We start from the raw sequence: 26,556 nt of genomic DNA on the forward strand, positions 1-26,556 counted from the left end.
ACGGTCAACTACGGGTCGGGCGGGGTCGGTTACTTGACGACGCCGAGCGAGACGTAGTCGTACCGGCCGTTGTAGGCGTCGGACATGTAGGCGTTGGTCAGCCGCGATCCGCGCCAGGTGATGTTCTTCTCGTACAGGAAGGGCATCCAGTCGGCCTGGTCGAGGATCCGCTTGTCGAGCTCCTTGTAGATCTCGCCGGCCTTGGTCGCGTCGGTCTCGGAGATCGCCTTGTCGAAGAGACCGTCGATCTTCTTGTCCTTGATCTGCGACTCGTTGTAGTTGCCGTTCTCGATCAGGAAGCGGCTGTCGAACAGCGGCTGCGCGTAGCCCTGGCCGGACGGGAAGTCCGGGCCCCAGCCGCTCATCTGCATGCTGTAGCCGCGCTTCTTCACGACGGACGGCGAACCGGTGATGCTGGCGGAGTCGGCGCCGTCGAGGGACTCGACGCTGACGTCGATGCCGACCTTGCCGAGCTGGGCCTGGAGCGCCTCGGCGGCGTCGACCTCACCCGGGTTGTTGTTGCGGGCGGTCAGCTTGGCCTTGAAGCCGCTCGGCTTGTCGCACTGCTTGAGCTCGTCCTTGGCCTTGGCCACGTCCGGCTTGCCCTTGCGCTTCAGGACGCCGTACGGGTCGTAGTCGCTGTGACCCGGGATCGCCACCGGGAAGGTGGAGTTGGCGATGTCACCGGCCGCGACCGCGCCACCGCGGGTCTGCTGGAGGCTCGCGAAGTCCGTGGCGTAGAAGACGGCCTTGCGGCAGTGCACGTTGTCGAACGGCTTGGCCGTGTGGATCAGCGCGACGTAGCGCACGAAGGACGTGTGCATGTTGTCGACGTTGGCCTTGTGGTCCGAGACGGCGGTGACGCGACCGGACTGGGTCATGCCCGTGCCGTTGAGGTCGACGTCGTAGTCGCCCTCCATCAGCTTCTTGTCGTTCTCCTCCAGGTTGGCGGAGATCGTCACGTCGATCTTGTCGGGCAGCGCCGCGCGGATCGGGTCCGAGGACTTCTTCCAGGCGGTGTTGCGGACCAGCACGATCTTCTTGCCGGACTTGTACGTCTCGAACTTGTACGGGCCCGCGGAGAACGGCCGCGCGGTGTACTTCGCCTTGGTGTCCTTGGACTCCTTCACCGGGGAGCCGGACGGCATGGCGAGGAACTGCTCGAAGTCACCGTTGCGCTTGGGCAGTTTGAAGACGATGGTCTGGTCGTCGGGCGTCTCGATGGCGTCCAGGCCGCCCTTGTCCTTGTAGGGACCCTTGTACTTCTTGTCGGGGTCCAGGGCCTGGCGGATGTAGCCCGGGCCACCGGTGATGGTGTCCGTCGCCCAGGAGCGCTCGATGCCGTACTTGACGTCCTTGGAGGTCAGCTTGGAGCCGTCCTCCCAGGTGAGACCGTCGCGCAGCTGGTACGTGTAGGTCTTGCCGTCGTCCGAGATCTTCGCCGTGGAGGTGGCGAGGTCGGGCACCAGCTTGGTGCCCTTCTTGCCGGGCTCGGGGCTGTAGGAGATCAGCTGGCGCGTGTAGAAGCGCATGAAGTCCCACGACATGCCGTAGTAGGCACGCTGGGGGTCGGCCGAGTCGAGGTCCTGCTTGCCGACCATCTTGAGCGTCCCCCCCTTCTTCTTGGACGGGTTGGCGACCTTGTCGAGCGCCGCGTTGTAGCCGGCACCCTTCGAGTCGCCGCCATCACCGTCACCGCCGCCGCACGCCGTGGTGGTCACCAGCGCCGCGACGACGAGGGCCGCACCCGCGGTGAGCCGTCGTTTCGAGGAAACTGTGGGCATTTTCTCGTAACCTCCGAGATTCGCGGTCCCTGGCCTTGAGCTGCCGGAGAACCATGGGTAGAGCCACCTGACATGCGGCAGGGGCAAGCCGGTTGGGGACTAGCGCGTCCCCTTCGGGTCGAGCGCGTCACGCAGCCCGTCGCCGAACAGGTTGAAGGCCAGGACGGTGATGAAGATCGTCACGCCCGGGAAGACCATGAACATCGGGTCGTGCTCGTACGTCTCGAGCGCGTCGCGCAGCATGCCGCCCCAGGACGCCGTCGGCGGCTTCACACCGGCGCCGAGGAAGCTCAGGGCCGCTTCCGTGAGGATGTTGGTCGGGATCATCAGCGTCGCGTAGACGGTGATCGGGGCGACCAGGTTGGGCAGCAGTTCACGGAAGAGGATGTGGCGCCGGCCGCCGCCGAGGCTGCGGGCCGCCTCCACGTACTCCCGCTCGCGCAGCGAGAGCGTCTGGCCTCTGACGATGCGGCCGACGTAGGGCCAGCCGAAGAAGCCGATGACCATCACCAGGATCGCGACGCGCACGCTGCTGCCGGTCAGGCCCAGCAGGTCGTCGGGGAGCACGGAGACCAGGGAGATGATGAAGAGCAGCTGCGGGAAGGAGAGCAGCACGTCCATCACGCGGCTGATCAGGGCGTCGACCCAGCCGCCGAAGTAGCCGGCGATGATCCCGAAGAGGGTGCCGAGCGCGACGGCGACGATGGCCGCGAGGAAGGCCACGAGGAGCGAGATCCGCGCGCCGTAGACGATGCGGCTGAAGACGTCGCGGCCCTTGTTGGGCTCGACCCCGAAGAGGAAGTCGCTGCTCATGCCGCCGAACGCGCCCTTGGGCAGGTTGGTCAGCTCGTCCAGCTCGTCCTGGTGGAAGTCGTTGGGCGGATGGCCCAGCAGGCTCACGATCAGGGGGGCGAAGATCGCGACAAGGACCAGGAACAGCACCGTGAAGCCGCCGAAGAGGGCGACCTTGTCGCGCTTCAGGCGGTTCCAGGCGATCTGCTTGAGGGACCGACCCTCGACCTTCTTCACCCCTGCATCAACTGCGGGAGCGACGTCCTCGGTCGGGTCCACATCCGCAGGTGTGTCATGCAATGGTGCCGTCATCGTGGCAGGGACCCCTCTCAACCGGTGGTGACCGGCCCGCACTTGCCGCTGTAGCGACGTGATCAGTCCGTCGTACACAGGGGCGAAGGCCCCTTGGAGCGGGAGTCTTCATCCACGTCGCGATCTGTTACCAGCCTTGACGGGGAAAGGATGCGCAACCGTGATGCTGATCGGGGTGTTCCGTTATCCGGACGCGTGTGAACGAGGGGCGAACACGGGGCAGTTGGGGCGCAAGGAGTCACGGGCGCCCATAGGGCCCCACCCGCATCACAACGGACATCACGTCCGTCGGCGCTGCTCAGCACCGTGCGGAGCGACGGTGTCGGTCACTTCCGGCCAGCGCGGCGCAAGGTGGCCGTAACCGATCCGTCGGTCACGGCCAGTATGTGGTCAGTACTGCGCGGGGTAGCCGTAGCCGCCGGCGGGGGCGGGGGCCGCCTGGGCCTCGCGGTCGTAGAACGGCCGGGCGTTGGCGCGCAGCCACATCGCTACCGGGTCGTAGTCGTCGGACATGGCGACGGTCGAGACGGGCAGCCCGTCCGGGACGGCTGCGATGGACTGCTGCATCATCGCGCGCACCGCGTCCACCGACGGCGGCGAGGTGTCGTACACATCGAGGCCGATGGCCAGGTAGGGCGCCCCGAGCGCGGGCTGCACCCAGGCCCTGCGCAGCGAGCGGACCGCGGGCGTGCGGTGCGCGTTCTGCGCCAACATGGCATAGAACTGGGGGATTTCGATGCTCGGCTCGGAGAGCCTGAGCGGTCCCGCGGGCAGCATGTCCAGGCCCATGGCGATGCGCCGCAGGTCCAGCCAGGGGATGCCGACGCCGCCGCCCGGCGCGTGCGGGTTGAGCCAGAGGCCGTAGTGGTCGGGGTAGAGGGTGCGGGCGACGTCGACGCCGCGCACGACCTCGTGGCTGCGGTTCCAGCCGCTGGCGGAGAGCTCCTGCGCGGAGGTCACGCAGGGGGCGTAACCGAGGCCGTCGATCTCCATGTTCCCGTACTGGGCGTCGGGGGATCCGGCCCGGCCGTGCCAGAGCAGCATCCACACCTGGTCGGCGGCGAGCGCGCGCAGCAGTGCCTCGTACGCGTCGTAACGCCCCGGCGTCACCTGGCGCAGCAGCTGCTCGATCCGCCCGGCCGCGGCCGTGCCCGACGCACTCACCCGTAACCGCCCCTTCGCTTCGACCCCAGAACCCGAGAACCCGGCCGCCCGGCACGGCATGCGCCCGGCCCGGTCATGGAACCAGCTTAAGCGGCGATCCTGGCACGGACTTGACGTACGGCGCCTCAGGCCCCACGGGCCGTGTCCCCCCGGGGTCCCGCCGGAAGCCTCCCCCGGCCGCGCGACAGGCGCCCCTCAGGCCCCGCGCAGGTAGAACGGCCGCACCCGCGCGCGCAGCCAGTCGCCCACCGGGTCCTGCGCCACGTCGAGCAGCACGAGGTTCACCGGCCACGGGGCGGGGACCTGGCCGAGGGCGCGGCCGAGGGCCTCCATGGGCAGGTCGCGGGCGTTGCCGTCCCAGGTGGACAGCTCGACGCCGATGAAGAGGGTCGGGTCGTCGGTCTCGACGCTCGCCAGGCACCGGCGCGCGGTGAGCACGACGCCCGTGGCCTCGAACTCGCGCCCGGCGGCGGCCAGCAGGTCGACCGGGTCCTCCTGCCAGTCCGGCTCGAACAGGCGTACGCGCCCGCCGGTGGCGGGCCCGTCGAGTTCGGAGCGGCCGGACCGGCAGAGCTCGGCGACGGCGGCGGGCGGCAGCGGGACGCCGACGGTGCCGTCCGGGTTCAGCGCGATGCCCAGCTGCGGGGGCAGGCCGCGGGCGAACTCGACGGCGGGCGCCACGGTGCACCCCATGCGGTCCGCCGCCTCGCCGAGCGCCTGGCGGAACTGCTGCTCGGAGCTGAAGACGGGCACGTAGGCCTGCCCCTCGATCTCCAGGGTCGGCAGGTCGAGGGTCCCGCTGTCGGGGCCGCCGCCGTTCGGCAGCGGGATCCACAGCTGGCTGCGGCCGAGGACCTCCACGATCCGGGCGCCCGCCGACTCGGGGCCGCCGAGGGAGGCCGCGAGGACCTCCTCTAGTTCGTTGCCCGGCCAACCGCCGTACGGATGGGCGTGTGCCTGCGCCGGAAAGTCCATCTGTCCAACCCCTGATCGCGACCGCTCTGCCTGCGGCTCGAACCCTAACGCCGGGCGGCGCGGGACCGCGCACCGAAGGCCTGCCGGGGCCGCGCTACCGGTCGAAGCCGATGCCCCGCAGCACCCGCGCCGCCGTACGGTCCAGGAGCAGCACCGAGCCGCAGCCGCGCGGCAGGTCGCCGCGCTCGGTGGCGGCGACCAGCCGCCCGACCGTTCTGCGGTGGCGGGCGAAGGCGTACCGGGAGACGCCGCGGCCGCGCTCGCGCTGGCCCCGCAACGCCGTGTCCGGCGGGACGTCGAGCAGCAGCAGGTGCAGGGTCGCGCCGCGCCGCGCGGCCTCGCGGGCGAGCCAGCGGCGCACCCACGCCTGGGTGCCGCAGTCGTGCACCACGACGCTCTCGCCGGAGCGCAGGAGGCTGCGCAGCCCTGCGTAGTGCGCGAGGCGGACCAGGGGGCGGTAGACCGCGTAGGGCAGCCGGCGGGGCATGCGGTCGGTCCAGCGGTCGCGGGTGTCCTGGGAGTCGACGCGCGGGCCCGTGACGGCCTGGCGCATCAGCGTCGACTTCCCGCCGCCGGGCAGCCCGGAGACGACCACGAGGTCGCCCGGGGCGAAGGTCAGGCGGTGCGGGCTGTGGCCGCCCCGCCCGCGCAGGTCCCGGACGACGGCCGCGGGAAGCGGGCCACAGCTCTCCTCGGCGGGGACGGCGGCCTGTCCCGGCAGCGCCACCCCCGTGGTCGTGGCATGGACACTGGTCCTGGTGTGCACCGTGATCGGCCTCCCCATAGCGGTCACGTACTGCCTCCCCAGCAAGTGTAAAGAGAAGGTAATGCGGCACAAGAGCATTCCGGGGTCGTCGGATCCGTGACCGGGCGCGGGTCCCCCTGGACAGAGTCGCGTGCAATGATGTGCGCGCCAACTCCATACCGGCCGTTTGAATCCGCGCGGGAGAGTCCCCGAGCCGGCACATGTGCCGTCAGCCCGGGGCGCCGAAGGAGCAAGTTCCTCCCTTGAATCTCTCAGGCCCCGTACCGCGCGGGCGAGGCACATCTGAAAAGCGGACCGCCCCCGGCGGTCCCACCCAAGGTGCAAGCCGGATGCCCCGACGCTTCGGGTCGCCGCCGGCGAACCTCTCAGGTTCCGATGACAGATGGGGAGGATCGACCTCGCCCGTCATGCCCTGGGAGTTCCCTTCATGAGCACTGCCCCCCGACTGACCGCCCTCGATGCCGTGCATCGATCGCTCGGCGCGACCATGACCGACTTCGCGGGCTGGGACATGCCGCTGCGCTACGCCAGCGAGCGCGACGAGCACAACGCCGTGCGCACCAAGGCCGGTCTCTTCGACCTGTCCCACATGGGCGAGATCGCCGTCACCGGCCCGGCGGCCGCGGACTTCCTGAACCACGCGCTGGTCGGCAACATCGGCTCCGTCGGCCTCGGCCGCGCCCGCTACACCATGATCGTCGCCGCGGACGGCGGCATCCTGGACGACCTGATCGTCTACCGCCTGGGCGAGACCGAGTACATGGTCGTCGCCAACGCCTCCAACGCGCAGACCGTCCTGGACGAGCTGAGCGCCCGCGTCGAGGGCTTCGACGCCGAGGTCCGCGACGACCGCGACGCGTACGCGCTGCTGGCCGTGCAGGGTCCGGAGTCCCCCGGCATCCTGAAGTCGCTGACCGACGCCGACCTGGACGGCCTGAAGTACTACGCGGGCCTGCCCGGCACCGTCGCGGGCGTGCCCGCCCTCATCGCCCGCACGGGCTACACCGGCGAGGACGGCTTCGAGCTGTTCGTCTCCCCCGGTGACGCGGAGAAGCTGTGGAACGCGCTCCTGGCGGCCGGTGCGCCGGTCGGCCTGGTGCCCGCCGGGCTCTCCTGCCGCGACACGCTGCGCCTGGAGGCGGGCATGCCGCTGTACGGGCACGAGCTGACCGCCGAGCTGACGCCGTTCGACGCCGGTCTCGGGCGGGTCGTGAAGTTCGAGAAGACGTCGCACTCGGAGGACTTCGTGGGGCGCGAGGCGCTCGCGGCCGCCGCCGAGCGCGCCGAGACCGCTCCCCCGCGCAAGCTGGTCGGCCTGATCGCTTCAGGCCGCCGCGTCCCGCGCGCGGGCTTCCCGGTGGTCGCGGACGGCAAGGTGATCGGCGAGGTCACCTCCGGCGCCCCCTCGCCGACCCTCGGCAAGCCGATCGCGATCGCGTACGTCGACGCGGCGCACGCGGCCCCCGGCACCGAGGGCGTCGGCGTGGACATCCGCGGCACCCACGAGCCGTACGAGGTCGTGGCGCTGCCGTTCTACAAGCGCCAGAAGTGACGGCGTCGCTTCCGAGGCGGTCCGTCCCGGGCGTCCCGGAAGTGACCCCACGCACATCTTTCTCGTTCCGCAGCACTCACCCGCGTACAGGAGAATTCAGGTCATGAGCAACCCCCAGCAGCTGCGTTACAGCAAGGAGCACGAGTGGCTGTCGGCCACCGAGGACGGCGTGGCGACGGTCGGGATCACCGAGCACGCGGCCAACGCGCTCGGTGACGTCGTCTTCGCCCAGCTCCCCGCGGTCGGCGACACGGTCACCGCGGGCGAGTCCTGCGGCGAGCTGGAGTCGACCAAGTCGGTCAGCGACCTCTACGCCCCGGTGACCGGCGAGATCGTCGCCGCCAACCAGGACGTCGTCGACGACCCGTCGCTGGTCAACTCCGAGCCGTTCACGGGCGGTTGGCTGTTCAAGGTGCGCATCACGGACGAGCCGGACGAGCTGCTCTCCGCCGATGAGTACACCGCCTTCACCGCCGGCTGACCCATACCGATAGGGATCGTGTGATGTCGCTTCTGAACACCCCTCTCCACGAGCTGGACCCGGACGTCGCCGCCGCCGTCGACGCCGAGCTCCACCGCCAGCAGTCCACCCTGGAAATGATCGCCTCGGAGAACTTCGCTCCGGTCGCCGTCATGGAGGCCCAGGGAACGGTCCTCACCAACAAGTACGCCGAGGGCTACCCCGGCCGCCGCTACTACGGCGGCTGCGAGCACGTCGACGTCGCCGAGCAGATCGCGATCGACCGGATCAAGGAGCTGTTCGGCGCCGAGTACGCCAACGTCCAGCCCCACTCCGGCGCCTCCGCCAACCAGGCCGCCCTCTTCGCGATCGCCCAGCCCGGCGACACGATCCTCGGCCTCGACCTGGCGCACGGCGGCCACCTCACCCACGGCATGCGCCTGAACTTCTCCGGCAAGCAGTTCAACGTGGTCCCGTACCACGTGGACGAGGCCGGTCTGGTCGACATGGCCGAGGTCGAGCGCCTGGCCAAGGAGAACAGCCCCAAGGTCATCATCGCGGGCTGGTCCGCCTACCCGCGTCAGCTGGACTTCGCCGAGTTCCGCCGGATCGCCGACGAGGTCGGCGCGTACCTGTGGGTCGACATGGCGCACTTCGCCGGTCTGGTCGCCGCCGGTCTGCACCCCAACCCGGTGCCGTTCGCGGACGTGGTCACCTCCACCACGCACAAGACCCTGGGCGGCCCGCGCGGCGGCGTCATCCTGGCCCGCAACAAGGACTTCGCGAAGAAGCTGAACTCCGCGGTCTTCCCCGGCTTCCAGGGCGGCCCGCTGGAGCACGTGATCGCGGCCAAGGCCGTCTCCTTCAAGGTCGCGGCCTCGGAGGAGTTCAAGGAGCGCCAGCAGCGCACCCTGGACGGCGCCCGCATCCTGGCCGAGCGCCTGGTGCGGGACGACGCGAAGGCCGTCGGCGTCGACGTCCTGTCGGGCGGCACCGACGTGCACCTGGTCCTGGTCGACCTGCGCAACAGCGAGCTCGACGGCCAGCAGGCCGAGGACCGCCTCCACGAGGTCGGCATCACGGTCAACCGCAACGCGGTCCCGAACGACCCGCGCCCCCCGATGGTCACCTCGGGCCTGCGGATCGGCACCCCGGCGCTCGCGACCCGCGGCTTCCAGGCGGAGGACTTCCGCGAGGTCGCCGACATCATCGCCGAGGCCCTCAAGCCTGGCTTCGACGCCCCGGCCCTGAAGGCCCGCGTGACCGCTCTGGCCGACAAGCACCCGCTGTACCCCGGCCTGAAGTAGTTTCGTACGCTTTTGTTCGTACGTACGAAACGTCGGGGCACCCCGCACACTGGACAGTGAACACAGTGTGCGGGGTGCCCCGCACCACGTGTCCGTACCGCCGCACGCGTTCGCGCGTTCGTCGTTCCTGCACCGCCTTGTTCTTCTGCACCACCCCGGCAGACAACGGCGTCTACCAACCACCTTTGGAGTTCCCGTGGCCATCTCGGTCTTCGACCTGTTCTCGATCGGCATCGGCCCGTCCAGCTCCCACACGGTCGGTCCGATGCGCGCGGCCCGCATGTTCGCGAGCCGCCTCAAGAACGAGGGCCTGATGGCCCACACCACGGCGATACGGGCCGAGCTGTACGGCTCGCTCGGCGCCACCGGCCACGGCCACGGCACCCCGAAGGCCGTCCTGCTCGGCCTGGAGGGCGAGTCGCCGCGCACGGTGAACGTGGAGAGCGCCGACGACCGCGTCGAGGAGATCAAATCGACCGGGCGGATCAACCTCCTCGGCATGCACGAGATCGCCTTCGACTTCGACGAGGACCTGGTCCTGCACCGCCGCAAGGCCCTGCCGTACCACGCCAACGGCATGACGATCTTCGCCTACGACCACGAGGGCGCCCTCGTCCTGGAGAAGACGTACTACTCGGTGGGCGGCGGCTTCGTGGTGGACGAGGACGCGGTGGCGGGCGAGAACCCGATCGTCCCCGACGACACCGTCCTCAAGCACCCCTTCCGCACCGGCGACGAGCTGCTGCGCCTCGCCGACGAGACCGGCCTGTCCATCTCCGCGCTGATGCTGGAGAACGAGAAGGCCTGGCGCACGGAGGACGAGATCCGCGCGGGCCTCCTCGACATCTGGGGCGTCATGCAGTCCTGCGTGTCGCGCGGCATGTCCCGCGAGGGCATCCTGCCGGGCGGTCTGAAGGTCCGCCGCCGCGCCGCCAACTCGGCCCGCCAGCTGCGCGCCGAGGGCGACCCGCAGTCCCGCGCCATGGAGTGGATCACCCTCTACGCGATGGCGGTGAACGAGGAGAACGCGGCGGGCGGCCGCGTGGTCACCGCCCCCACCAACGGCGCCGCGGGCATCATCCCGGCCGTCCTGCACTACTACATGAACTTCGTGCCCGGCGCCGACGAGGAGGGCGTGGTCCGCTTCCTGCTCGCGGCCGGCGCGATCGGCATGCTCTTCAAGGAGAACGCCTCGATCTCCGGCGCCGAGGTCGGCTGCCAGGGCGAGGTCGGCTCCGCCTGCTCGATGGCGGCGGGCGCCCTGGCCGAGGTCATGGGCGGCTCCCCCTCCCAGGTGGAGAACGCCGCCGAGATCGGCATGGAGCACAACCTCGGCCTGACCTGCGACCCGGTCGGCGGCCTCGTCCAGATCCCGTGCATCGAGCGCAACGGCATGGCGGCGGTCAAGGCCGTCACCGCCGCGAAGATGGCGCTGCGCGGCGACGGCTCCCACAAGGTGTCCCTGGACAAGGTCATCAAGACGATGAAGGACACGGGCGCGGACATGAGCGTCAAGTACAAGGAGACGGCCCGGGGCGGGCTCGCGGTGAACATCATCGAGTGCTGAGGGATCAGGCTCAGCCGGTGCTCCGCAGGTGGCCGACAGCCGTGTCCACGAGGTGCGGGCGACCGGTGCGCAGGCCCAGCAGGGACACGTGGACCCAGAGGAAACCGGCCCGCGCCACGATGTGCTCGCGCATCCGGGGGCGCACCCGGCCGCCGTGCCGTCGGTAGGCGTCCAGGACCGCGTCCAGCACGGCCGGTCCCCCGGCGTAGTACTGATCGACGAAGTCGAGGGCGGGGTCGTCGACCCGGGCATTGGTCCAGTCGAGCAGCCCGGTGAGGCGTCCGCCGCCGTCCGCTGACCGGGCCACCAGGGTGTGCCCGGGGTGCACGTCCCCATGCACGAGCACCGGGTCGGCGTGCCACGCGTCGTCGTCCGCCAGCCACCGCCGCCAGTCCCGGCAGCGTGCCGCCGGAAGGCCGAACGCGGCCCGCGCGTCGTCCAGCTGGCGGGCCGCGTGCTCCCGCGAGCGGGCCGCCGGGACGTGCCGCACGCCTGCCGCCGTCGCCACCCGCGGGGGCACCGCGTGCAGGGCGGCCAGCACGCGGGCGACGGCGTCGGGGTAGTCGGCCCCGCGGGCGCACGGGTCGATCGCCCACGTGTAGCGCAGCGTCCGCGCGTCCTCGGTCCCGGCGGGGGAACCCGGCAGCCTCGGGTAGGCGATGAACTCCGGCTCGTGGACGTGCCAGTGCGGCAGCCGGGTCGGCAGCCGCGTGCGCAGCAGGCGCAGCAGCCGGGCTTCCACCGCCGCGGGGCCGACCACCTCGGCGCGGCGCGGACTGCGCAGGATCCACCGCCGGCCCCGGGTGTCCGTGCCGTGCACGACCCGGAAGTCCCAGCCCGTCTCGTCCACGGCCGCCGTGTCGCCGCGTATCGCGATGCCGTGCGCGGCGGCGCGGTCCAGCATCCGCGGAACGCTCAGTGGTATCCCGTCCATGGCTGCGAAAGTGCCCACACGGAAACGTGTCCGAACCAAGTTTCCATCCGGTGAAATGTCGACTCGCTTTCGCCCGGGCATGCTTGCGGACCGCCACGCCGCTGGGGTTCGCTTCCCAGTAGCGCAACCACTGCCCGCTTTGCCGCCACCCATCATGGAGCTGAATTTGTCGCGCGTAATCAACGACGGCGCAGTGATCAGTCCGACGGGCCCACCCATACTGGAGGAGTGGTACCGGCGGAACCTCGACAAAGCCGAATTCGACATCAGCTCCAGCGGTGTCCAGCCCTATTCATTTGCCGAATTACGTCGCATCGCCGGGATCGAGCAGGCGGAGCTGGACGCCGTCGTCATGGACGACAGCACCTCGCAGGGCTCCCCTGAGCTGCGGCAGGCGATCGCCGACCGGTACGCGGCCGGGCGCGCCGACCACGTGATGGTGACCCACGGGTCGAGCGAGGCCATCGCGCTCACCCTGGGCAGCCTGCTGGCCCCCGGCGACCGCGTGGTGCTGCCCGACTCCATCTACCATTCGCTGGGGCATTTCGCCCGGGAAAAGGGCTGCGAGATACGGAAGCTGCCCCTGGCCAGGCTGTCCGAAGGCGCCTTTCCCGACGACGTGCTGCGCTCGGTCATCACCCCTGGCACCAAGGCCGTCGTGGTGAATTTTCCGCACAACCCCACGGGCTGCACGCTTTCCCCTGCCGGGTACGCACAATTCGTGGACCGGGTGGCCGAGACCGGCGCGTTACTGGTGTGGGACGCGGCCTTCGCGGAAATCACGCACGGCACGGAAGTGCTGCCCGATCCCACGCTGAGTTATCCGCACTCCCTCTCCTACGGCACGTTCTCCAAGACGTTCGGACTGCCCGGACTCCGCTTCGGCTGGTGCATCGCCGACCCCGGTCTGATCGCGCGCACGTTCCCGCTGCGCGACCGCACGACCCTGTTCCTGTCGCCCCTCGTCGAGCGCATCGCCCTGCACGCGATGCGCGCCGCCCCCCGTCTGATCGGCCCCCGGGCCCGGCAGGCGGCCCGTAACCTCGCGCTGCTCGACGCGTGGGCCGCCCGGCACGCCGACGCGGTGACCTGGCAGCGCCCGCAGGGCGGCGTGTGCGGACTGCTGGGCCTGCCCGGCGTCGACGACACCGAGCGCTTCTGCCTCGACCTCCTCGACCAGTACGGGACGCTGCTGGTGCCCGGCACCGCCTTCGACCGCCCCGACGGCGTGCGGCTGGGCTTCGGCGGTGCCGAGGACGAGTTCCGCCAGGGCCTGGACCGGCTCTCCCGGTTCCTGGGCACCGGGGGCCGAGGGGGCGGACGATGAACCGCGCACGCGCGGACCTCCCGCCCGCCGCGGACTTCCTGGACCGCTGGGACCACCACGTCCGGCTCAGCCCCGGCGCCCCCGCCCTGCTGGAGGGCGAGGACACGTGGACGTATCGCACCGCCGACGCCCGCGCCGAGGCCCTCGCCGCGCGCCTCGCGGCAGCCGGGGCGGGGCCCGGAGCCGTCGTGGGCCTGGCCCTCGACCGGCCCCGCGACGCCGTGCTGGGCATGCTGGCCGCGCTCAAGGCCGGGGCGGCGTTCACCGTCCTGGAGGACGGGCTGCCGCCCGGACTGCGCGAGGACCTCGTCCGTCGCGCCGACGCGACGGTCTGGCTGCACCGGGCCGACGGTGCCGGGGCACCGCTGCCGCACGGCACCCCCCGGCTGGAGGTGGCGGGCCCTGACCCGGCGCCGCCCGCCGCCCGGCCCCGCGCGGTCGAGCGCGACGCAGGACGGCTCGCGTACATCCTGTTCACCTCCGGCTCCACCGGCCGCCCCAAGGGCACCCTGATCGAGCGCGGCGCCCTGGCGGGCTTCGCCGACGCGCTGTGCGAGCGCCTGGCCCTCACCCCGTCCGACCGCTGGTTCCAGGTCGCCTCCCTCGGCTTCGACGTGGTGATCGAGGAGGTCTTCCCGGTGCTCGCCGCCGGCGGCGCCGTCGTGTGCCGCCCGCACACCCGGCCCCTGGAACCGGAGGACCTGCACCGGGCCCTGCACGACGGCGCGGCCACCGTGGTGGAGCTGTCCACCCAGTACTGGCGCGAGTACGCCCGCTGGCTCGACGCGACCGGCCGCACGACGCCCCCCGCGCTGCGCGCGGTGCTCGTCGGCGGCGAGCGCATGGACCCCGTCGCCTACCGTGCGTGGCAACGGCGCCGGTCGGCCGCACTGGTCCATGTGTACGGACTGACCGAGTGCACCGTGACCTCCACTCTCTACACCGGCCGACTGCCCGAGGACGCCGACGAGGTGCCCATCGGCATCCCCCTGGCCAACGCCACGGTCACCGTGCGCCGCGACAGCCGGGTGCTGCCCGCGGGCGAGACCGGTGAGATCCACGTCTCCGGCCCCTCGCTGGCGCGGGGCTACCTGGACGACGACGAGCAGACCGCCCGGCGCTTCCGCACCGACCCGCACGACCGCGTGCCCGGCGCCCGTACGTACGCGACCGGGGACCTCGGGCGCTTCCTGCCCGACGGCAACCTCGTGTTCCTGGGCCGCGACGACGCCCAACTCAAGGTGCGCGGGCACCGGCTGGAGGCCCCGGCCGTGGAACGCGCCCTGGCCGACGACGCGGACGTCGCCCAGGCGGTGGTCCTGCTCGACCCCGTGGACGGCAGCTCCCTGACGGCCTGCCTGGTCCCGGCCGACCCCGCGCGGCGCCCCGCGCCCGGTACCGTCCGCCCGCTGACCGGCGAGCGGCGGCGGCGTGCCGCGCGCCCGGTCGCCGCGGCCCTGCCGGAGTGGGCCGTCCCCACCCGGATGTACTGGGTCGCCGCGCTTCCCAAGAACCCGCACGGGAAGATCGACACGGCGGCGCTCGCCGCGCTCTGCGCCACCGCCGGCGAACGGGCGGCGCCCGCGGCCGTGTCCGCCCCGGCCGCGCAGGACACCGACGGCCCGCTGACCACCGTGCTGGACCGGTTCCGCACCGTGCTCCAGGCCCCCGCGCTGGGCCCCGACGACGACTTCTTCGCCCACGGCGGGCAGTCGATCCTGGCGATGCGCCTGGTGAGCGAGCTGCGCACGGATCTGCCCGCGGCCGCCGCACTGCGCGTCAGCGCCCTCTTCGACCGCCCCACCCCCCGACAGCTCGCCGAGCACCTCGCCGGCCACCGCTGACGCACCGACCCGTCCCGGCGGACACCCCCGGGACCCCCGCGAAAGGACCCAGAGCCGTGCAGACCGCAACCCGAAACGTCCTGAAGCTGACGGCGGGGGAAGCAGAGATCTCCGCTGAGCTGGCGATCGAGCTGTCCCGGAAGTACGCCTCGCCGGAGGATCCGCAGCTGATATTCGACCTGCCCTTCCTGGCCGCCGGGTTACCCGAGCGGACCCGCAGGTTCCTGCGCAGCTTCGTGCTGGAGGAGGCCGGCGGCTACTGCGTGCTCAGCGGTCACCGCATCGACAGCGAGCGGATCGGCACCACTCCCCGGCACTGGCGCGACCGCGAACGCCCCGGGCCGGAGTTCCCCGAGGAGATCCTGCTCCTGTTGTACGGGGCCGTCGTCGGCGAGCCGTTCGGCTGGGCCACCCAGCAGGACGGGCGGCTCGTCCACGACGTCTTCCCCATCAAGGGCCACGACCACGAGCAACTCGGCACGGGCAGCTCCGAGTTGCTCACCTGGCACATCGAGGACGCCTTCCATCCGTACCGCGGCGACTACCTGCTGCTGTCCGCCCTGCGCAACCCGGACGACGTCGCGACGACCGTCGGCGAGCTGGACCTGTCCGCCCTCCCGCCCGAGCACGTCGACACGCTCTTCGCCAAGCGCTTCTACATCGCTCCCGACGAGTCCCACCTCCCCAAGAACAACTCGACGTCCGGCGACGCCGAGGCCGCCGAGCGGTTCGCCAGCATCGAGCGACTGATCAGCAACCGGGAGCGCGTCGCCGTGCTGTACGGCTCGCGCCGTGCCCCGTACCTCCGGCTCGACCCGTACTTCATGGAGGTCCCGGACGACGACCCGCAGGCCCGGGACGCGCTCCAGGCCGTCACGGAGGTGGTGGACGGGGCGCTCGGCAACGTCGTCCTGGACCAAGGAGACGTGCTGTGCGTCAACAACCACCTGGCCGTGCACGGCCGCGTGCCCTTCCGGGCGCGCTACGACGGCAGCGACCGCTGGCTCAAGCGCATCAACGTCACCAGCGACTTGCGCAAGTCCCGCGAGATGCGGGCCTCGGCCGACTCCCGGCTGATCGGCTAGGGGCACCGTGGGCACACCTCCGCACCCTCCAGGGCCGACCGTCGTGCCGCTCTCCGAAAGGCCCGGACTCCGTGACGCGGTCGACCGGCTGATCGCCGAGAACATGCCGCCCTTCATGGCGTGGGAGTCGCCAGGGAACTGGCGCTGGCACCACCTGTACGAGCGGTTCGCGGCGCACCAGCTGTGCGTCACCGACACCGACGGTGCCCTCGTCGCGGCGGCGAACGGCCTGCCGGTGCGCTGGAACGGCACCGTGGCGGACCTGCCCGGCGGCTCCGACGACGTCCTGGTGCGGGCCGTCGACGACGACCTCGCCGCGCGGCCCACCGCGCTGTGTCTGCTCTCCGTGTCCGTGGCCCGCGAGCAGCGCGGCGCGGGGCTACCCCGGCTGCTGCTCGACCGGGCGCGGCAAGCCGCGGCCGACGCGGGCTGGCGTGGCGTCATCATCCCCGTGCGGCCCACGGACAAGGCGCGCTACCCGCTCGTCCCGCTGGCCGAGTACACCCGCTGGCGCACCCCCGACGGTGCGCCCTTCGACCCCTGGCTGCGCACCCATCTGCGCCTCGGAGCCGAGCAACTGTCCATCGCCGAGCGCTCTTTGACGGTGCGTCAGCCCATCAAACGCTGGGAGCAGGTGCTCGGCTCCCCCATGCCGGGACCCGGTCCGTACGTCGTGCCCGGCGCCCTGGCCCCGGTGCGCGCCGACGCGGACGGCACGGCCACGTACGTCGAACCCAACGTGTGGGTCGTCCACCGGACGTGACCCCCGAGCGCGACCCTCCGGGCGGCGAAACCCCCTTCCCGTCCCTCCCCTCCTCCCCTCCTCCCGTCCCTCTCCTCCTCCCCTTTCCGAACCTCGAACGGAGTGCTGATGACTTCACTGCGCCTGGCCGTGATCGGCTGCGGCGCGGCGGCGCGGGCCTGCCATCTGCCCGCCCTGCCGCACGTACCCGGGGCCCGGCTCACCGCCCTGGTGGACCCCGACCTCGGCCACGCCGAGGACGCGCTGACGGTGTACCGGGAACACGGTGGAACGGAATCCCCGCAGCTGGCCGCCACCTGGCACGAGGCGCGCGGCTCGTTCGACGCCGCCGTCGTCGCCGTGCCCCACACCGCGCACGCCCGGCTGACCGCCGACCTCCTGGCGGACGGCAAGCACGTCCTCCTGGAAAAGCCCATGACGACCACCCCCGCCGATGCCGAACACCTCCTCAAGACGGCCGCCGACCACCCGGAATCCCTGCTCGCCATGGCACACCCCCGGCGGCTGTTCCCCGCGTACGCCTGGGTGCGCCGGCTGATCCGCAGCGGAGCGCTGGGCACCGTCCGGCGCGTGCGCTGGACCGAGGGCCATCCCTACAGCTGGGAGCCGGTCACGTGGTCGATGTTCGACCGGCGGCTCGCCCATGGCGGGGTGCTCACCGACACCGGCTCGCATGTCTTCGACACGCTCTTCTGGTGGCTGGGCAACGACATGAAGCTGCTGGACCACCAGGACGACTCGCTGGGCGGCGTGGAGAGCGAGAGCCGCACGTGGCTGCGGTTCGGCTCCGTCGACGTGATCGTCGAACTCAGCCGACTGCGCCCGCTCGGCACCGCCTGCGTCATCACCGGCAGTGAGGCCGAGGTGAGCATCGGCACCGACTTCCCGGCGGGCGAGTGCACCCTGACCACCCATGCCGGGGAGGAGCTGCACCGCGGCGACGTCGACGCGGTCGCCCCGGCGCAGAACGAATGGGAGGCCCTGTTCGTGGAGCAGCTCGCCAACTTCGCGGCGGCCGGCCGGACGCCGGGAGTGGCGCCCCACTCACCCGCCGAGGACGGCAAGCGAGTGGTCGACCTGATCGACGCCTGCTACCACGGCCCGGCGCGTCGTGCCATGCCGCAGCCCTGGACCACCCACCGCACGACGAGCGGAGCCTGAGCGACATGATCGATACCGAGGAGCTGACCGGAACCCGCGTCGCCGTCACCGGCGCGAGCGGATTCATCGGCGGACGCGTCGTCGAGCGGCTCGTCCTGGGCACCGGGGCCGAGGCGCGGGCCGTGGTCCGCGGCTTCGGCCGGGCGGCGCGGCTGTCCACGCTGCCCCAGGACCGCTTGGACTTCCGCACCGCCGACCTGGCCGACCCCGATGCGCTCCGCCAGGCGCTGGAGGGCTGCGACGTGGTCGTGCACTGCGCGTTCGGCAGCGGCGGCGACGTGACGGAGCGGTGGGCGGCCACCGTCGACGGCACGGCGAACCTCCTCGCCGCCGCCCGCGCCGCCGGAGTGCGCCGCGTGGTGCACCTCAGCACCGTCGACGTGTACGCCGCCACCGAAGGCGCCTTCGACGAACAGGCCCCCAACCGGCCCGCCGACCCGGCCGACCGCGAGTACGAGCAGCAGAAGCTCGCCGCCGAGGAACTGGCCCTGCGGGCGAACGGCCCGGACCTGGAGGTCGTCGTCCTGCAGCCCGGCGTCGTCTACGGCCCCTGGGGCGACCAGTGGACCGGCGCCCAGCTGCGCCGCCCGGCCGCCGACTTCGCCGTGCTGCCCAGCGGTGCCGGCGGCGGCGTGTGCAACGCCGTGTACGTGGACGATGTGGCGGACGCCGTGCTCCGGGCCTGCGCACGCCCCGGTGTGGCGGGCGGCCGGTTCCTGCTGGCGGCCGACGAGACCACCACCTGGGGCCGGTTCTTCGACCACTTCCGTACGATCCGGGGGCTCGCACCCGGCTCGTACGACGCGGCCGCGGCGGACGTCCCGGACTGGGAGGCGGAGCTGTACCGCGCCACCGCACGCGTCGTCTCCGACCGGGCGGCCCGGCAGTTGGGCGTGCCCTGTGCCACCACGCTCGACGAGGGCATGGTCCTGGTCTCCATGTGGGCGCGCTGGTTCGGGCTGGGCGCCGAGTCTCCCGTGCCGGACGCCGGGGCCGCCCTGTGACCAACGTCCTGGTCGTCGCCCCCCATCCCGACGACGACGTCATCGGCTGCGGTGCCTCGATGGCCAAGCACGCCAGCGAGGGTGCCGAGGTGACGGTCGCCGTCGTCATCGGCCGCGAGCGCAGCCTGTACGACACCGAGCGCACCGATGCGGACTTCGCCGACGAGACGCGCAAGGCCAACGCCGCGCTGGGAGTGCACCGGTGCGTCGTGCTCGACGAGCCGTCGCGGGACTTCCGGCTCACCCGCAAGGTGCACCTGGACCTGGTCCGGCTCATCCGCGAGACCCGGCCCGACCTCGTCTACGTACCGCACCGTCACGACGGCGACGTCGAGCACCGCATGGTGCACCAACTGGCCATGGAATCGCTGTGGATGGCGACGTCCGCCTTCTTCGGCGAGACCGGGGAGCCCGCCCCCATGCCCCGGCTGGTGCTCGGCTACGAGGTGTGGGCTCCCCTGCCCGAGTACCAGTACGCCGAGGACGTCACCGGATTCGTCGACCGCAAGGTCGAGGCCATGCGCGCCTACGCCTCCCAGCTCCGGCACGCCGCCTGGGACGAGGCGGTCCTCGCCCTGGCGCGCTACCGGGGCGCGGTCGCCACGGGCACGGATCACGCCGAGGTGTTCGAGGTGCTCAGCCTGGGCGCCGTACCGCCGACGCCCTGACCATGACTGGAGGAGGACCATGACCGAGACACTGCTGGTGTGCGGTATCGGCTCCGGCATGGACAGGTCGCTGACGGCACTCAAGGACATGGGCCTCGACCTGGTGGTGCTCACCGACCGTCCCACCGCACGCGTACGCCGCTGTGCCGACCGGCTGCTGGTGGCCGACCCCGGCCACTCCCCCGCGGTGGAGCGCGCCGTCGCCGAGGCCGGGCTGCGGGAGGTGCACGGAGTCCTGTCGCTCGGCTGCGACAACCCCCCGGTGGTCGCGCGGCTGGCCCGCCGGTTCGGCTGTCCGGGCGTCGACGAACAGGTCGCGCTGGACTGCACGCTCAAGGACCGGCGGCTTGCCGTGCTCGAACGCGCGGGCCTGTGCGTGCCGCGCCACCAGGCCGCGGACGATCTTCAGGGCGCGCTGGCGGCCCTGGCCCGGATCGGACTGCCCGCGGTCGTCAAGCCGCGCGATCTGTCCGGCTCCGCCGGGGTCGCCAAGCTCGACGCACCGGACACCGCGCCGGACCGGATCCGCGAGGCGCTCCGGCTCAGCGCCTCGGGCCGGGTCGTCGTGGAGGAGTTCCTGGCGGGCACCGAGCACACCGTCGCCGGGCTCGTGGTCGACGGCACCCTCCACGTCACCGGGTTCGCCGACCGCGAGTACGGGCGCAAGGAGGAGTTCGCCCCGTACTTCTTCGAGGGCGGCGACACCCTGCCGACCGCGCTGGACGACCGGGCGGCCGGGGACGTGGTGGCCGTGGTCCGGGCGGGCGCCCGCGCGCTCGGCCTGCACGACGCCGTGGTCAACACCGATGTGCTGCGTACCCCTGACGGCAGGGTCTTCCTGCTGGAGATCACCTGCCGGCTGACCGGCGCCAGGATCGCCACGGAGGTGATGCCGCTGGGCACCGGCGTCGATCCGCTGCCCAACGCCGTGCGGCTGGCCCTGGGCAGGCCCGTCGTGCCCGGGGAGCTGACGCCCCGAGTCCGGCGGGCCGTGGTGCAGAGGTATCTGCCCGCCGACGGCGGCACCGTCGTGCGGGCCGGGGACCTCGACGCGGTGCCCCGGCCGCCGGAGGTCTACGACCTGTTCTGGGGCATGGAGCTGCGGCCGGGCCTGCGGCTGCCCCGGTACAGCGGCGGCACCGAGCCGCTGGCCGGGGTGATCGCCACCGGGCCCGATGTCGCGGCGGCCGAGGCCGTGGCCGACGAGGCCCTGGCGCGGCTCCCGCTGGAGCTGTCCCACCGCGCCGCCGTGCCCCGCTGACCCCCGTGCCGCGGCGCCTGCCGCGCAGACCGACTCCGTACACCCGCTCACACCTGGAGGAATCCGTATGCCGATCGCGTACGCCCAATGGGCCGACACCTACGAGCTGTTCGAAGGCGAGACCGCACGCGAGACCTGGCGGCTGGGCATCGGGGCCGAGCTGGCGAAACTCGTGGAGGGGCCGGCCCGGGTGCTGGACCTCGGCGCGGGCACCGGCGTCGGCGCCCGCGTCCTGGGCGAGCTGCTGCCCCAGCTCGACGTGACCTCGCTGGACCGGTCCGCGGAGATGCTCGACCGGGGCAAGGTGCCCAAGGACCGCCAGGTCGTCGCCGACATGGCCGGCTTCCGCGCGGGAGAGGGCTACGACTTCGTCGTCTCCGGCTTCGACGCACTGAACTACCTGCCGCCGTCCGACCTGGCGAGCTGCCTGTCCTGCGCGGCCGACGCCCTGCGGCCCGGCGGTCACATGGTGTTCGACTACTCGTCGCGCAAGGTCCTGAAGTCCGACTGGGGAGCGCTGGAGTACGAGAACGAGAAGGACGGCCACACGCTGCACCGCAGGCACCACTGGGAGTCGGCCTTCGACCGGAGCCGCACGGTCCTGACCCTGCGCCGGGGTGCCGAGACGCTGTGGCACGAGACGCACCTCCAGTACGTGATGGACCCGTTCACCTTGGAGGAGACCGCACGCGGGCACGGGCTGCGGACCGTCTCGGTACGCGACATCGACGGAGACGCCTACTCCCCGGCTCACACCACGCACGTCTACGTCCTGTGCAAGGACTGACCGGGCAGCAGGCCGGGCCAGGTGGCCGAGCGGGAAGAGAGGGAGAAATGAACGACACCGAGGCGGCGCTCGCGGCCGGTCTCGCGCGGACCAGCATCGTCATCGCGCTCAAGGACGACGTGCGCATCGTCGACTGCATCGCGTCCGTCGACGAGGACGTGGAGATCGTCCTGGCGCTCAACGGCGCCTCCGACGAGATCCGCCGCATCATCGCCGAGCACCCCCGGCCGCTGGTCGTCACCGAGATCCCCGACGCGGGCAACCTCGGGGCGGCCTACAACGCCGGTGCCGAGGCGGCGAGCGGACAGTACCTGCTCTACATGGATTCCGACTGCACGTTCGCCCCCGGCGTCGTGCGCATGATGGTCGAGGCCGTGCTCGACCACCCCGTGGTCAAGGGCCAGGTCGTGTACGGGGAGTCGGACGGTTTGCTGAGCCGGCTCACCGCCCGGGTGCGGGAGTTCGACGAGGGCGACTACATCAGCGCCCTCTCCCCGCCCCTCATCTACGACCGCCGGGTCGCCGACCACATCGGCGGCTATCACTACGACCCGCTCGTCCACTGGTGCGAGGACCGGGAGTTCGACTTCCGGCTCCAGCTCGCCGAGATCCCCGTCGTGCACCTGCCCGACGCGGTGATCCACCACGGAGCCCAGCACGGCTTCCAGAACCTGCGCAGCTACTGGCGCTACGGCATCGGCGAGGGCATCGGCCAGCAGCTCGGCGTCTTCACCACGCCCGCGATACCCGTGCTGTGGCGGCTGTACGACTCGGCGCGGACGCTGACCGGGTGTGTCCGGGACAAGGGCCCCCTGGCGGCGGCCTTCTACGCGGTGATGCAGGCCACCTACCACACCGGAACCGTCTACCACCTGCTGCGCGACCCGTTCGAGGTGCGCGACCGGCTGCCCGCGCACGCGGGGCGCACCCGCATGCTGCGGGCCGTACCGGAACACTGCCCCGAGCTCACCCCGGCGCAGCGTGAACGGCTGCGCCGGGCGCATCGCAAGCGGGGGCGGAAGATCGAGCCGGTCAAGGACCTGTCGGTCTTCCGCACCCCCGCGCCGCCCGCCCTGACCGAGCAGCGCTTCGTCAGCGGCAGTAGACCGGATAACTGAACTCCGTGCCCCCGAAACCGAGCTTGAAGCGGTTTATCAACCGTGTCTTCTCGCTTGTCTCGTCGCCGTCGATCCCACTGAGATCCAAATAGCGCAGCCCCTGTGCGGCCGCCCATTTCATGGTCTCGAAGTGCACGAAATTCAATGCTGCCTGCGCCCGATATTCGGGGTTGGTCGCGACATAGCGCGCCTCGACCGAGTCGCCGTTCACCAGGCACACCGAACCGGCGGCCATTTCTGTTCCGTGCACGGCTCCGAAGAGGTGTACCCGCGGGAGTTCCAGCAGTTCCCGCAGGTACGCCTCCTGGGCGAAGTCAGGGGAATCCGCGTGGCGCATCGCATCCGCGTAGAAGGGGTGGAAACGAGGCAGCAGCCCGGGGTCGTCGGTGAAGGAGAACCCGAATCGCAGGGCCCGCCGCACCCGGCTCCTGGTGCTGGCGCGCATCCTGCCGAGCACGTCCTCGTCCGTCCCGGCCGCATCGAGCAGCAGCGTACGGAAGGACCCGGCCGGGCCGAACCCGGCGGCAGCCAGGACGTCGGGCAGCTCCCATTCAGGACGCATTACCAGCGTGACCTGCGGCAACCCGGCACAGTGCGCAAGCAGCCGGCGCAGCACTTCGGCATCGGGCGCCCCGGTGGGCCCCTTCCACATGAACCACGCGCCGTCGCCCTCCTCCAGCAGCATCGCGGCGCGCGGCCCGGTCTCGTCCCACACCTCGGGGAAGTGCACGGCGACCCCCTGCCGCTGGAGGAAGGACAGCCTCTCCCGGGTCTGGTGGAAATCCTCGGCCGCATCCGCCTCCTCACCCATGGCGCGAATTTCGGCCCCTTCCAGGCCCATGCGTACGTGCAACATTCGGGAAACCTCCCGGTAGTCGATGTCGACATGGAATGTCGTGCAAGGTCCGCACGGAAATCCGGGTGAGCCGAAGAAGCTCCTCTTGACAGGGAGCCAGAGCTCACCCCAGAGTGAGTAATCAAATCCCCGAAGGGAATCAAAGCGAAGTCCTCCGCGGCATGACATTCCGCAGGGGAGGCGCTTTCCCAAGTGTGAGCTCCAGGGTTAGCGAATGTCAATGGCCGTATCCACGGACACCATTTGGAGGGGAAATACATGCGCATTCTCGGTGTGAATGGCTGGCCCGGGGCGAGTCACGATGCGTCGGCGTGCCTGCTGGTCGACGGCGAGGTCGTGGCCTTCGCGGAGGAGGAACGGTTCACCCGCGACAAGCACGCGTACGGCCAGGCACCCCACCACGCCGTCGCCCACTGCCTGGCCGAGGCAGGGCTGGGCATCGAGGACATCGACATCGTGGCGCACGGCTGGGAGATGCCCGCGCTGCTCGCCCAGCGCGGCCTGGAGTGGTTCCCCTCCGACGCGGAGGCGCTGGACTTCCTGCTCCCGCGCAGCCTGTTCCCGCGCGGCAAGGACCCGCGGCTGCTCTTCGTCGAGCACCACATGGCGCACGCCGCGAGCGCCTACTACTTCTCGGGCCACGACAGTGGCGCGGTGCTGATCCTCGACGGGCAGGGCGAGACCGAGAGCGCCACCCTGGCGGTGGGCAGCGGCGGCGACCTCAAGGTCCTGCGGACCGTGTCGCCCGGCTGGTCGCTGGGCTACTTCTACGCGGCGGTGTGCGAGTACGCCGGCCTGGGTGCCGACGCCGCGGGCAAGCTCATGGGCCTGGCGCCGTACGGCACGGTGGGCGACACCACGTTCGGTGGCGCGCTGCTCGTCGAGGGGGACGGGTACCGCGTGGACGCCGTGCCCGAGGACCTGCTCTCGCGCGGGCGCACCGACGAGGAGGACGACACCATCCGGCTGTGGCTGGCCCGGCTGGAGAAGACCCTCGACGTGCCGCCCAACACGGTCACGCGCGGCTGGGACCCGGCGCTCGGCCGCCACACCCGCCGTACCGCCCGGGACCCCTTCGCGTACCGGGACCTGGCGGCCACCGCGCAGGCCGCGCTGGAGCACAGCGTGCTGGCCATGGTGCGCGGGCTGCTGCGCGACACCGGTGAGTCGACGCTGCTGGTCGCCGGCGGGGTGGGCTTCAACGCCACCCTGAACGGCAAGTTGATGCGGATGCCCCAGGTCGAGGACCTGTTCGTGCAGCCGCTCGCCGGTGACCAAGGGGTGAGCCTGGGGGCCGCCGGGTGGGTGGCCGCGCAGGCCGGGGAGCGGATCAGCCCGATGACGGGCACCGTCGCCTGGGGCCCGCAGTGGGGGCCGGACGCGATCCGGCACGTCCTGGCCGCCACCGGTACGCGCTACACCGAGCCCGGCGACATCGCCGCCGAGACGGCGCGGCTGCTGGCCCGGGGCGAGATCGTGGGCTGGCACCAGGGGCGCAGCGAGGGCGGTCCCCGCGCCCTCGGCCAGCGCAGCATCCTGGCGGCGCCGTCCCCGGCCGAGCAGCAGAACCGGATCAACCTGACCATCAAGGACCGCGAGGCATGGCGGCCGTTCGCACCGAGCCTGCGGGAGGAGGCCGCCGCCGAACTGCTGGACCTGCACACGAGGCTGCCCTACATGATCGTGACGGTGCCGGTCCCCGAGCGCAGCCGCGCACGGCTGGCCGCGGCCACCCACGTGGACGGCACCACCCGGCCGCAGACCGTGTCGGCCGACGTCAATCCGCTGTACCACCGGCTGCTGGGCGAGGTGGAGACGCACACGGGCAGCGCCGTCCTGCTGAACACCTCCTTCAACGGCAACGCCGAGCCGGTGGTGTGCTCACCGCGGGACGCGCTGGCCACCTTCGCCAGGTCGCCGCTCGACGCCCTGGCGATGGGGCCCTTCCTCATCCACCGCTGAGGCAGGCAACCGTCACCATGTCCGTGCGCCGCCCGATTCGGCACGCGTGCCCGGGGCTTGGCGCACCGGGCTCGCCTCGACCATCATCAGCGTGACGAAGCGCAGGTCCCTGGCCTGCATCGGGTTCGCCGCGAGGACGGTGAACTCGACGTGGCCGCGCCGGGGGTGCCGGACCGCCTGAGTGACCCCGTCAGGGTGTATGCGCAGGGGGATGGAGCTGCGTTCCCACAGTTTCCTGACCAACGGATCGACGAGCACGCTGTGCAGCAGCGCCGTGAGCTCCCGGTCGTCGGGCGTGGCGGCGAGCGCGGCGCGCAACTCGCCGAGCATGGGCAGGGCCCAGTTGTCCTGCCAGTCGGCAAGGGCGCCGCGGTTCGTCGGGTCCAGCAGCACGAAGCGCAGGATGTTGCGGTCGGCGAGCCCGGCCACACCGCCCTGCACACCGTCGTACAGCAGGTCCAGATACTCCGCGTTGGCGACCACCAGGTCCCAGGAGCGGGTGTAGATGCACGCGGGCTGGACCTGCTGGTGCACGAAGGTGTCCCAGTCCGGGTGCGGGGGTATGGAGGGAGGTTCCTTGAGGGCCGGCGGCAGCCGTCCCGACGCGTACAGGAAGAGCGCCTGACGCTCCTGGTCGGTCATCCGCAGCACGTCCGCCACACTGTCCAGAAATTCCCGGGTGGGATTCTCCATGCGGCCCGATTCCAGCGTCGCGTACCACCGCGTCGAACAGCCGAGCAGGGCCGCGGTGTTCTCCTGAGAAATACCCGGACGGCGACGGTCGCGACCGTGGGGCGCCGTTCCCTTCGCGTCAACCCGTGCGCGACATTCCCGCAACAAGTCCCGCAGGTGCCTTTTCACTTCCTGCGTGCGTGAGCGCTCTGCCGCCAAGGTCCCCCCAAGTGGGCGCGATGGACAAGAATGTCCTGGTACAAAAGGATCTTGGCAGGGAAAGACCCGTGTCAAGGATGCGATCCCGCCAGAGGCCGGACATGTACGCCTCGATCCCCCTCCCCCGAGAGGGCGTCAGACGCAGGCGATTTAAGCCGGAACAATCACTTCTGGAAGTAAATGTTCTGGAAAATAACATTCATTGTTTTTTTACAT

The 26,556-nt window shown here is 71.4% G+C and carries 23 protein-coding genes and 1 riboswitch; of the genes, 15 read left to right on the forward strand and 8 right to left on the reverse strand.

Translation table 11 applies throughout. The features are described 5' to 3' along the window. Positions 1-29: 29 nt before the first annotated feature. The 5 genes from AB0L89_RS08315 to AB0L89_RS08335 form a co-directional block, all read right to left on the reverse strand. Positions 30-1,784 (reverse strand): ABC transporter substrate-binding protein, encoded by a 1,755-nt coding sequence (locus AB0L89_RS08315; protein WP_365136276.1) that lies wholly within the window; start codon positions 1,782-1,784, stop codon positions 30-32. A 99-nt stretch (positions 1,785-1,883) separates the two neighbouring features. Continuing rightward, a complete protein-coding gene (locus AB0L89_RS08320; protein ID WP_365136279.1) occupies positions 1,884-2,888 on the reverse strand; it encodes an ABC transporter permease in 1,005 nt (334 codons plus the stop codon). Positions 2,889-3,278: 390 nt separating this feature from the next. After that, complete coding sequence (locus AB0L89_RS08325; protein WP_365136282.1) at positions 3,279-4,052, reverse strand: enhanced serine sensitivity protein SseB C-terminal domain-containing protein; 774 nt, start codon at positions 4,050-4,052, stop codon at positions 3,279-3,281. A gap of 195 nt (positions 4,053-4,247) precedes the next feature. Next, the gene (locus tag AB0L89_RS08330; RefSeq protein ID WP_365136285.1) at positions 4,248-5,027 is read right to left on the reverse strand and encodes an enhanced serine sensitivity protein SseB; all 780 of its coding nucleotides are present in this window, start codon (positions 5,025-5,027) and stop codon (positions 4,248-4,250) included. 94 nt (positions 5,028-5,121) lie between these two features. Next, positions 5,122-5,811 (reverse strand): AAA family ATPase, encoded by a 690-nt coding sequence (locus tag AB0L89_RS08335; protein ID WP_365137189.1) that lies wholly within the window; start codon positions 5,809-5,811, stop codon positions 5,122-5,124. Between the two features lie 149 nt (positions 5,812-5,960). Beyond that, a riboswitch (glycine riboswitch) is annotated at positions 5,961-6,069 on the forward strand. A gap of 151 nt (positions 6,070-6,220) precedes the next feature. On the opposite strand from AB0L89_RS08335, the gene gcvT reads away from it, so the two are divergent. The 4 genes from gcvT (at position 6,221) to AB0L89_RS08355 (ending at position 10,679) form a co-directional block, all read left to right on the forward strand. Beyond that, a complete protein-coding gene (gcvT, locus tag AB0L89_RS08340; RefSeq protein WP_365136288.1) occupies positions 6,221-7,345 on the forward strand; it encodes a glycine cleavage system aminomethyltransferase GcvT in 1,125 nt (374 codons plus the stop codon). Between the two features lie 103 nt (positions 7,346-7,448). Next, positions 7,449-7,826, forward strand: a complete 378-nt coding sequence (gene gcvH, locus AB0L89_RS08345) for a glycine cleavage system protein GcvH (protein WP_365136291.1) — start codon at positions 7,449-7,451, stop codon at positions 7,824-7,826. A 23-nt stretch (positions 7,827-7,849) separates the two neighbouring features. Then, positions 7,850-9,112 carry a serine hydroxymethyltransferase gene (gene glyA / locus AB0L89_RS08350; RefSeq protein WP_365136294.1) on the forward strand — a complete coding sequence of 421 codons (1,263 nt, stop codon included), beginning with the start codon at positions 7,850-7,852 and terminating at the stop codon, positions 9,110-9,112. A 196-nt stretch (positions 9,113-9,308) separates the two neighbouring features. Then, a complete protein-coding gene (locus AB0L89_RS08355; RefSeq protein WP_365136297.1) occupies positions 9,309-10,679 on the forward strand; it encodes an L-serine ammonia-lyase in 1,371 nt (456 codons plus the stop codon). A 10-nt stretch (positions 10,680-10,689) separates the two neighbouring features. Here AB0L89_RS08355 and AB0L89_RS08360 read toward each other — a convergent pair whose 3' ends face one another. Next, the gene (locus AB0L89_RS08360; protein WP_365136300.1) at positions 10,690-11,613 is read right to left on the reverse strand and encodes a macrolide 2'-phosphotransferase; all 924 of its coding nucleotides are present in this window, start codon (positions 11,611-11,613) and stop codon (positions 10,690-10,692) included. A 193-nt stretch (positions 11,614-11,806) separates the two neighbouring features. Between AB0L89_RS08360 and vioD the strand changes: the two genes are divergently transcribed. The 10 genes from vioD (at position 11,807) to AB0L89_RS08410 (ending at position 22,631) form a co-directional block, all read left to right on the forward strand. Then, positions 11,807-12,940, forward strand: a complete 1,134-nt coding sequence (gene vioD / locus AB0L89_RS08365; protein WP_365136303.1) for a capreomycidine synthase — start codon at positions 11,807-11,809, stop codon at positions 12,938-12,940. After that, on the forward strand, positions 12,937-14,784 hold the full coding sequence (locus tag AB0L89_RS08370; protein WP_365136306.1) for a non-ribosomal peptide synthetase: 1,848 nt from the start codon (positions 12,937-12,939) through the stop codon (positions 14,782-14,784). Before vioD ends, AB0L89_RS08370 begins: the two co-directional genes overlap by 4 nt. A gap of 56 nt (positions 14,785-14,840) precedes the next feature. After that, positions 14,841-15,869: an arginine beta-hydroxylase, Fe(II)/alpha-ketoglutarate-dependent gene (gene vioC, locus AB0L89_RS08375; RefSeq protein ID WP_365136309.1), complete on the forward strand. Its 1,029-nt coding sequence runs from the start codon at positions 14,841-14,843 to the stop codon at positions 15,867-15,869. A gap of 43 nt (positions 15,870-15,912) precedes the next feature. Continuing rightward, on the forward strand, positions 15,913-16,632 hold the full coding sequence (locus AB0L89_RS08380) for a hypothetical protein (protein ID WP_365136312.1): 720 nt from the start codon (positions 15,913-15,915) through the stop codon (positions 16,630-16,632). 108 nt (positions 16,633-16,740) lie between these two features. Next, positions 16,741-17,793: a Gfo/Idh/MocA family oxidoreductase gene (locus tag AB0L89_RS08385; RefSeq protein ID WP_365136315.1), complete on the forward strand. Its 1,053-nt coding sequence runs from the start codon at positions 16,741-16,743 to the stop codon at positions 17,791-17,793. Between the two features lie 5 nt (positions 17,794-17,798). Next, positions 17,799-18,797 (forward strand): NAD-dependent epimerase/dehydratase family protein, encoded by a 999-nt coding sequence (locus tag AB0L89_RS08390; RefSeq protein WP_365136318.1) that lies wholly within the window; start codon positions 17,799-17,801, stop codon positions 18,795-18,797. Then, positions 18,794-19,465 (forward strand): PIG-L deacetylase family protein, encoded by a 672-nt coding sequence (locus AB0L89_RS08395; protein WP_365136321.1) that lies wholly within the window; start codon positions 18,794-18,796, stop codon positions 19,463-19,465. The genes AB0L89_RS08390 and AB0L89_RS08395 overlap by 4 nt, the downstream gene beginning before the upstream one ends. Positions 19,466-19,484: 19 nt before the next feature. Next, positions 19,485-20,726 carry an ATP-grasp domain-containing protein gene (locus tag AB0L89_RS08400; RefSeq protein ID WP_365136324.1) on the forward strand — a complete coding sequence of 414 codons (1,242 nt, stop codon included), beginning with the start codon at positions 19,485-19,487 and terminating at the stop codon, positions 20,724-20,726. Between the two features lie 67 nt (positions 20,727-20,793). Continuing rightward, positions 20,794-21,513: a class I SAM-dependent methyltransferase gene (locus tag AB0L89_RS08405; RefSeq protein WP_365136327.1), complete on the forward strand. Its 720-nt coding sequence runs from the start codon at positions 20,794-20,796 to the stop codon at positions 21,511-21,513. A gap of 47 nt (positions 21,514-21,560) precedes the next feature. Continuing rightward, complete coding sequence (locus AB0L89_RS08410; RefSeq protein WP_365136330.1) at positions 21,561-22,631, forward strand: glycosyltransferase family A protein; 1,071 nt, start codon at positions 21,561-21,563, stop codon at positions 22,629-22,631. Here AB0L89_RS08410 and AB0L89_RS08415 read toward each other — a convergent pair. Then, positions 22,606-23,487 (reverse strand): GNAT family N-acetyltransferase, encoded by an 882-nt coding sequence (locus tag AB0L89_RS08415; protein WP_365136333.1) that lies wholly within the window; start codon positions 23,485-23,487, stop codon positions 22,606-22,608. The genes AB0L89_RS08410 and AB0L89_RS08415 overlap by 26 nt on opposite strands. A gap of 258 nt (positions 23,488-23,745) precedes the next feature. Between AB0L89_RS08415 and AB0L89_RS08420 the strand changes: the two genes are divergently transcribed. Beyond that, positions 23,746-25,449, forward strand: a complete 1,704-nt coding sequence (locus tag AB0L89_RS08420) for a carbamoyltransferase C-terminal domain-containing protein (RefSeq protein ID WP_365136336.1) — start codon at positions 23,746-23,748, stop codon at positions 25,447-25,449. A 12-nt stretch (positions 25,450-25,461) separates the two neighbouring features. Here the strand turns inward: AB0L89_RS08420 and AB0L89_RS08425 are convergent, their stop codons facing one another. Then, positions 25,462-26,310 (reverse strand): helix-turn-helix transcriptional regulator, encoded by an 849-nt coding sequence (locus tag AB0L89_RS08425; protein ID WP_365137192.1) that lies wholly within the window; start codon positions 26,308-26,310, stop codon positions 25,462-25,464. Positions 26,311-26,556: the final 246 nt, after the last annotated feature.

It is taken from the genome of Streptomyces sp. NPDC052114 (genome assembly GCF_040680155.1).
GTDB lineage: Bacteria > Actinomycetota > Actinomycetes > Streptomycetales > Streptomycetaceae > Streptomyces.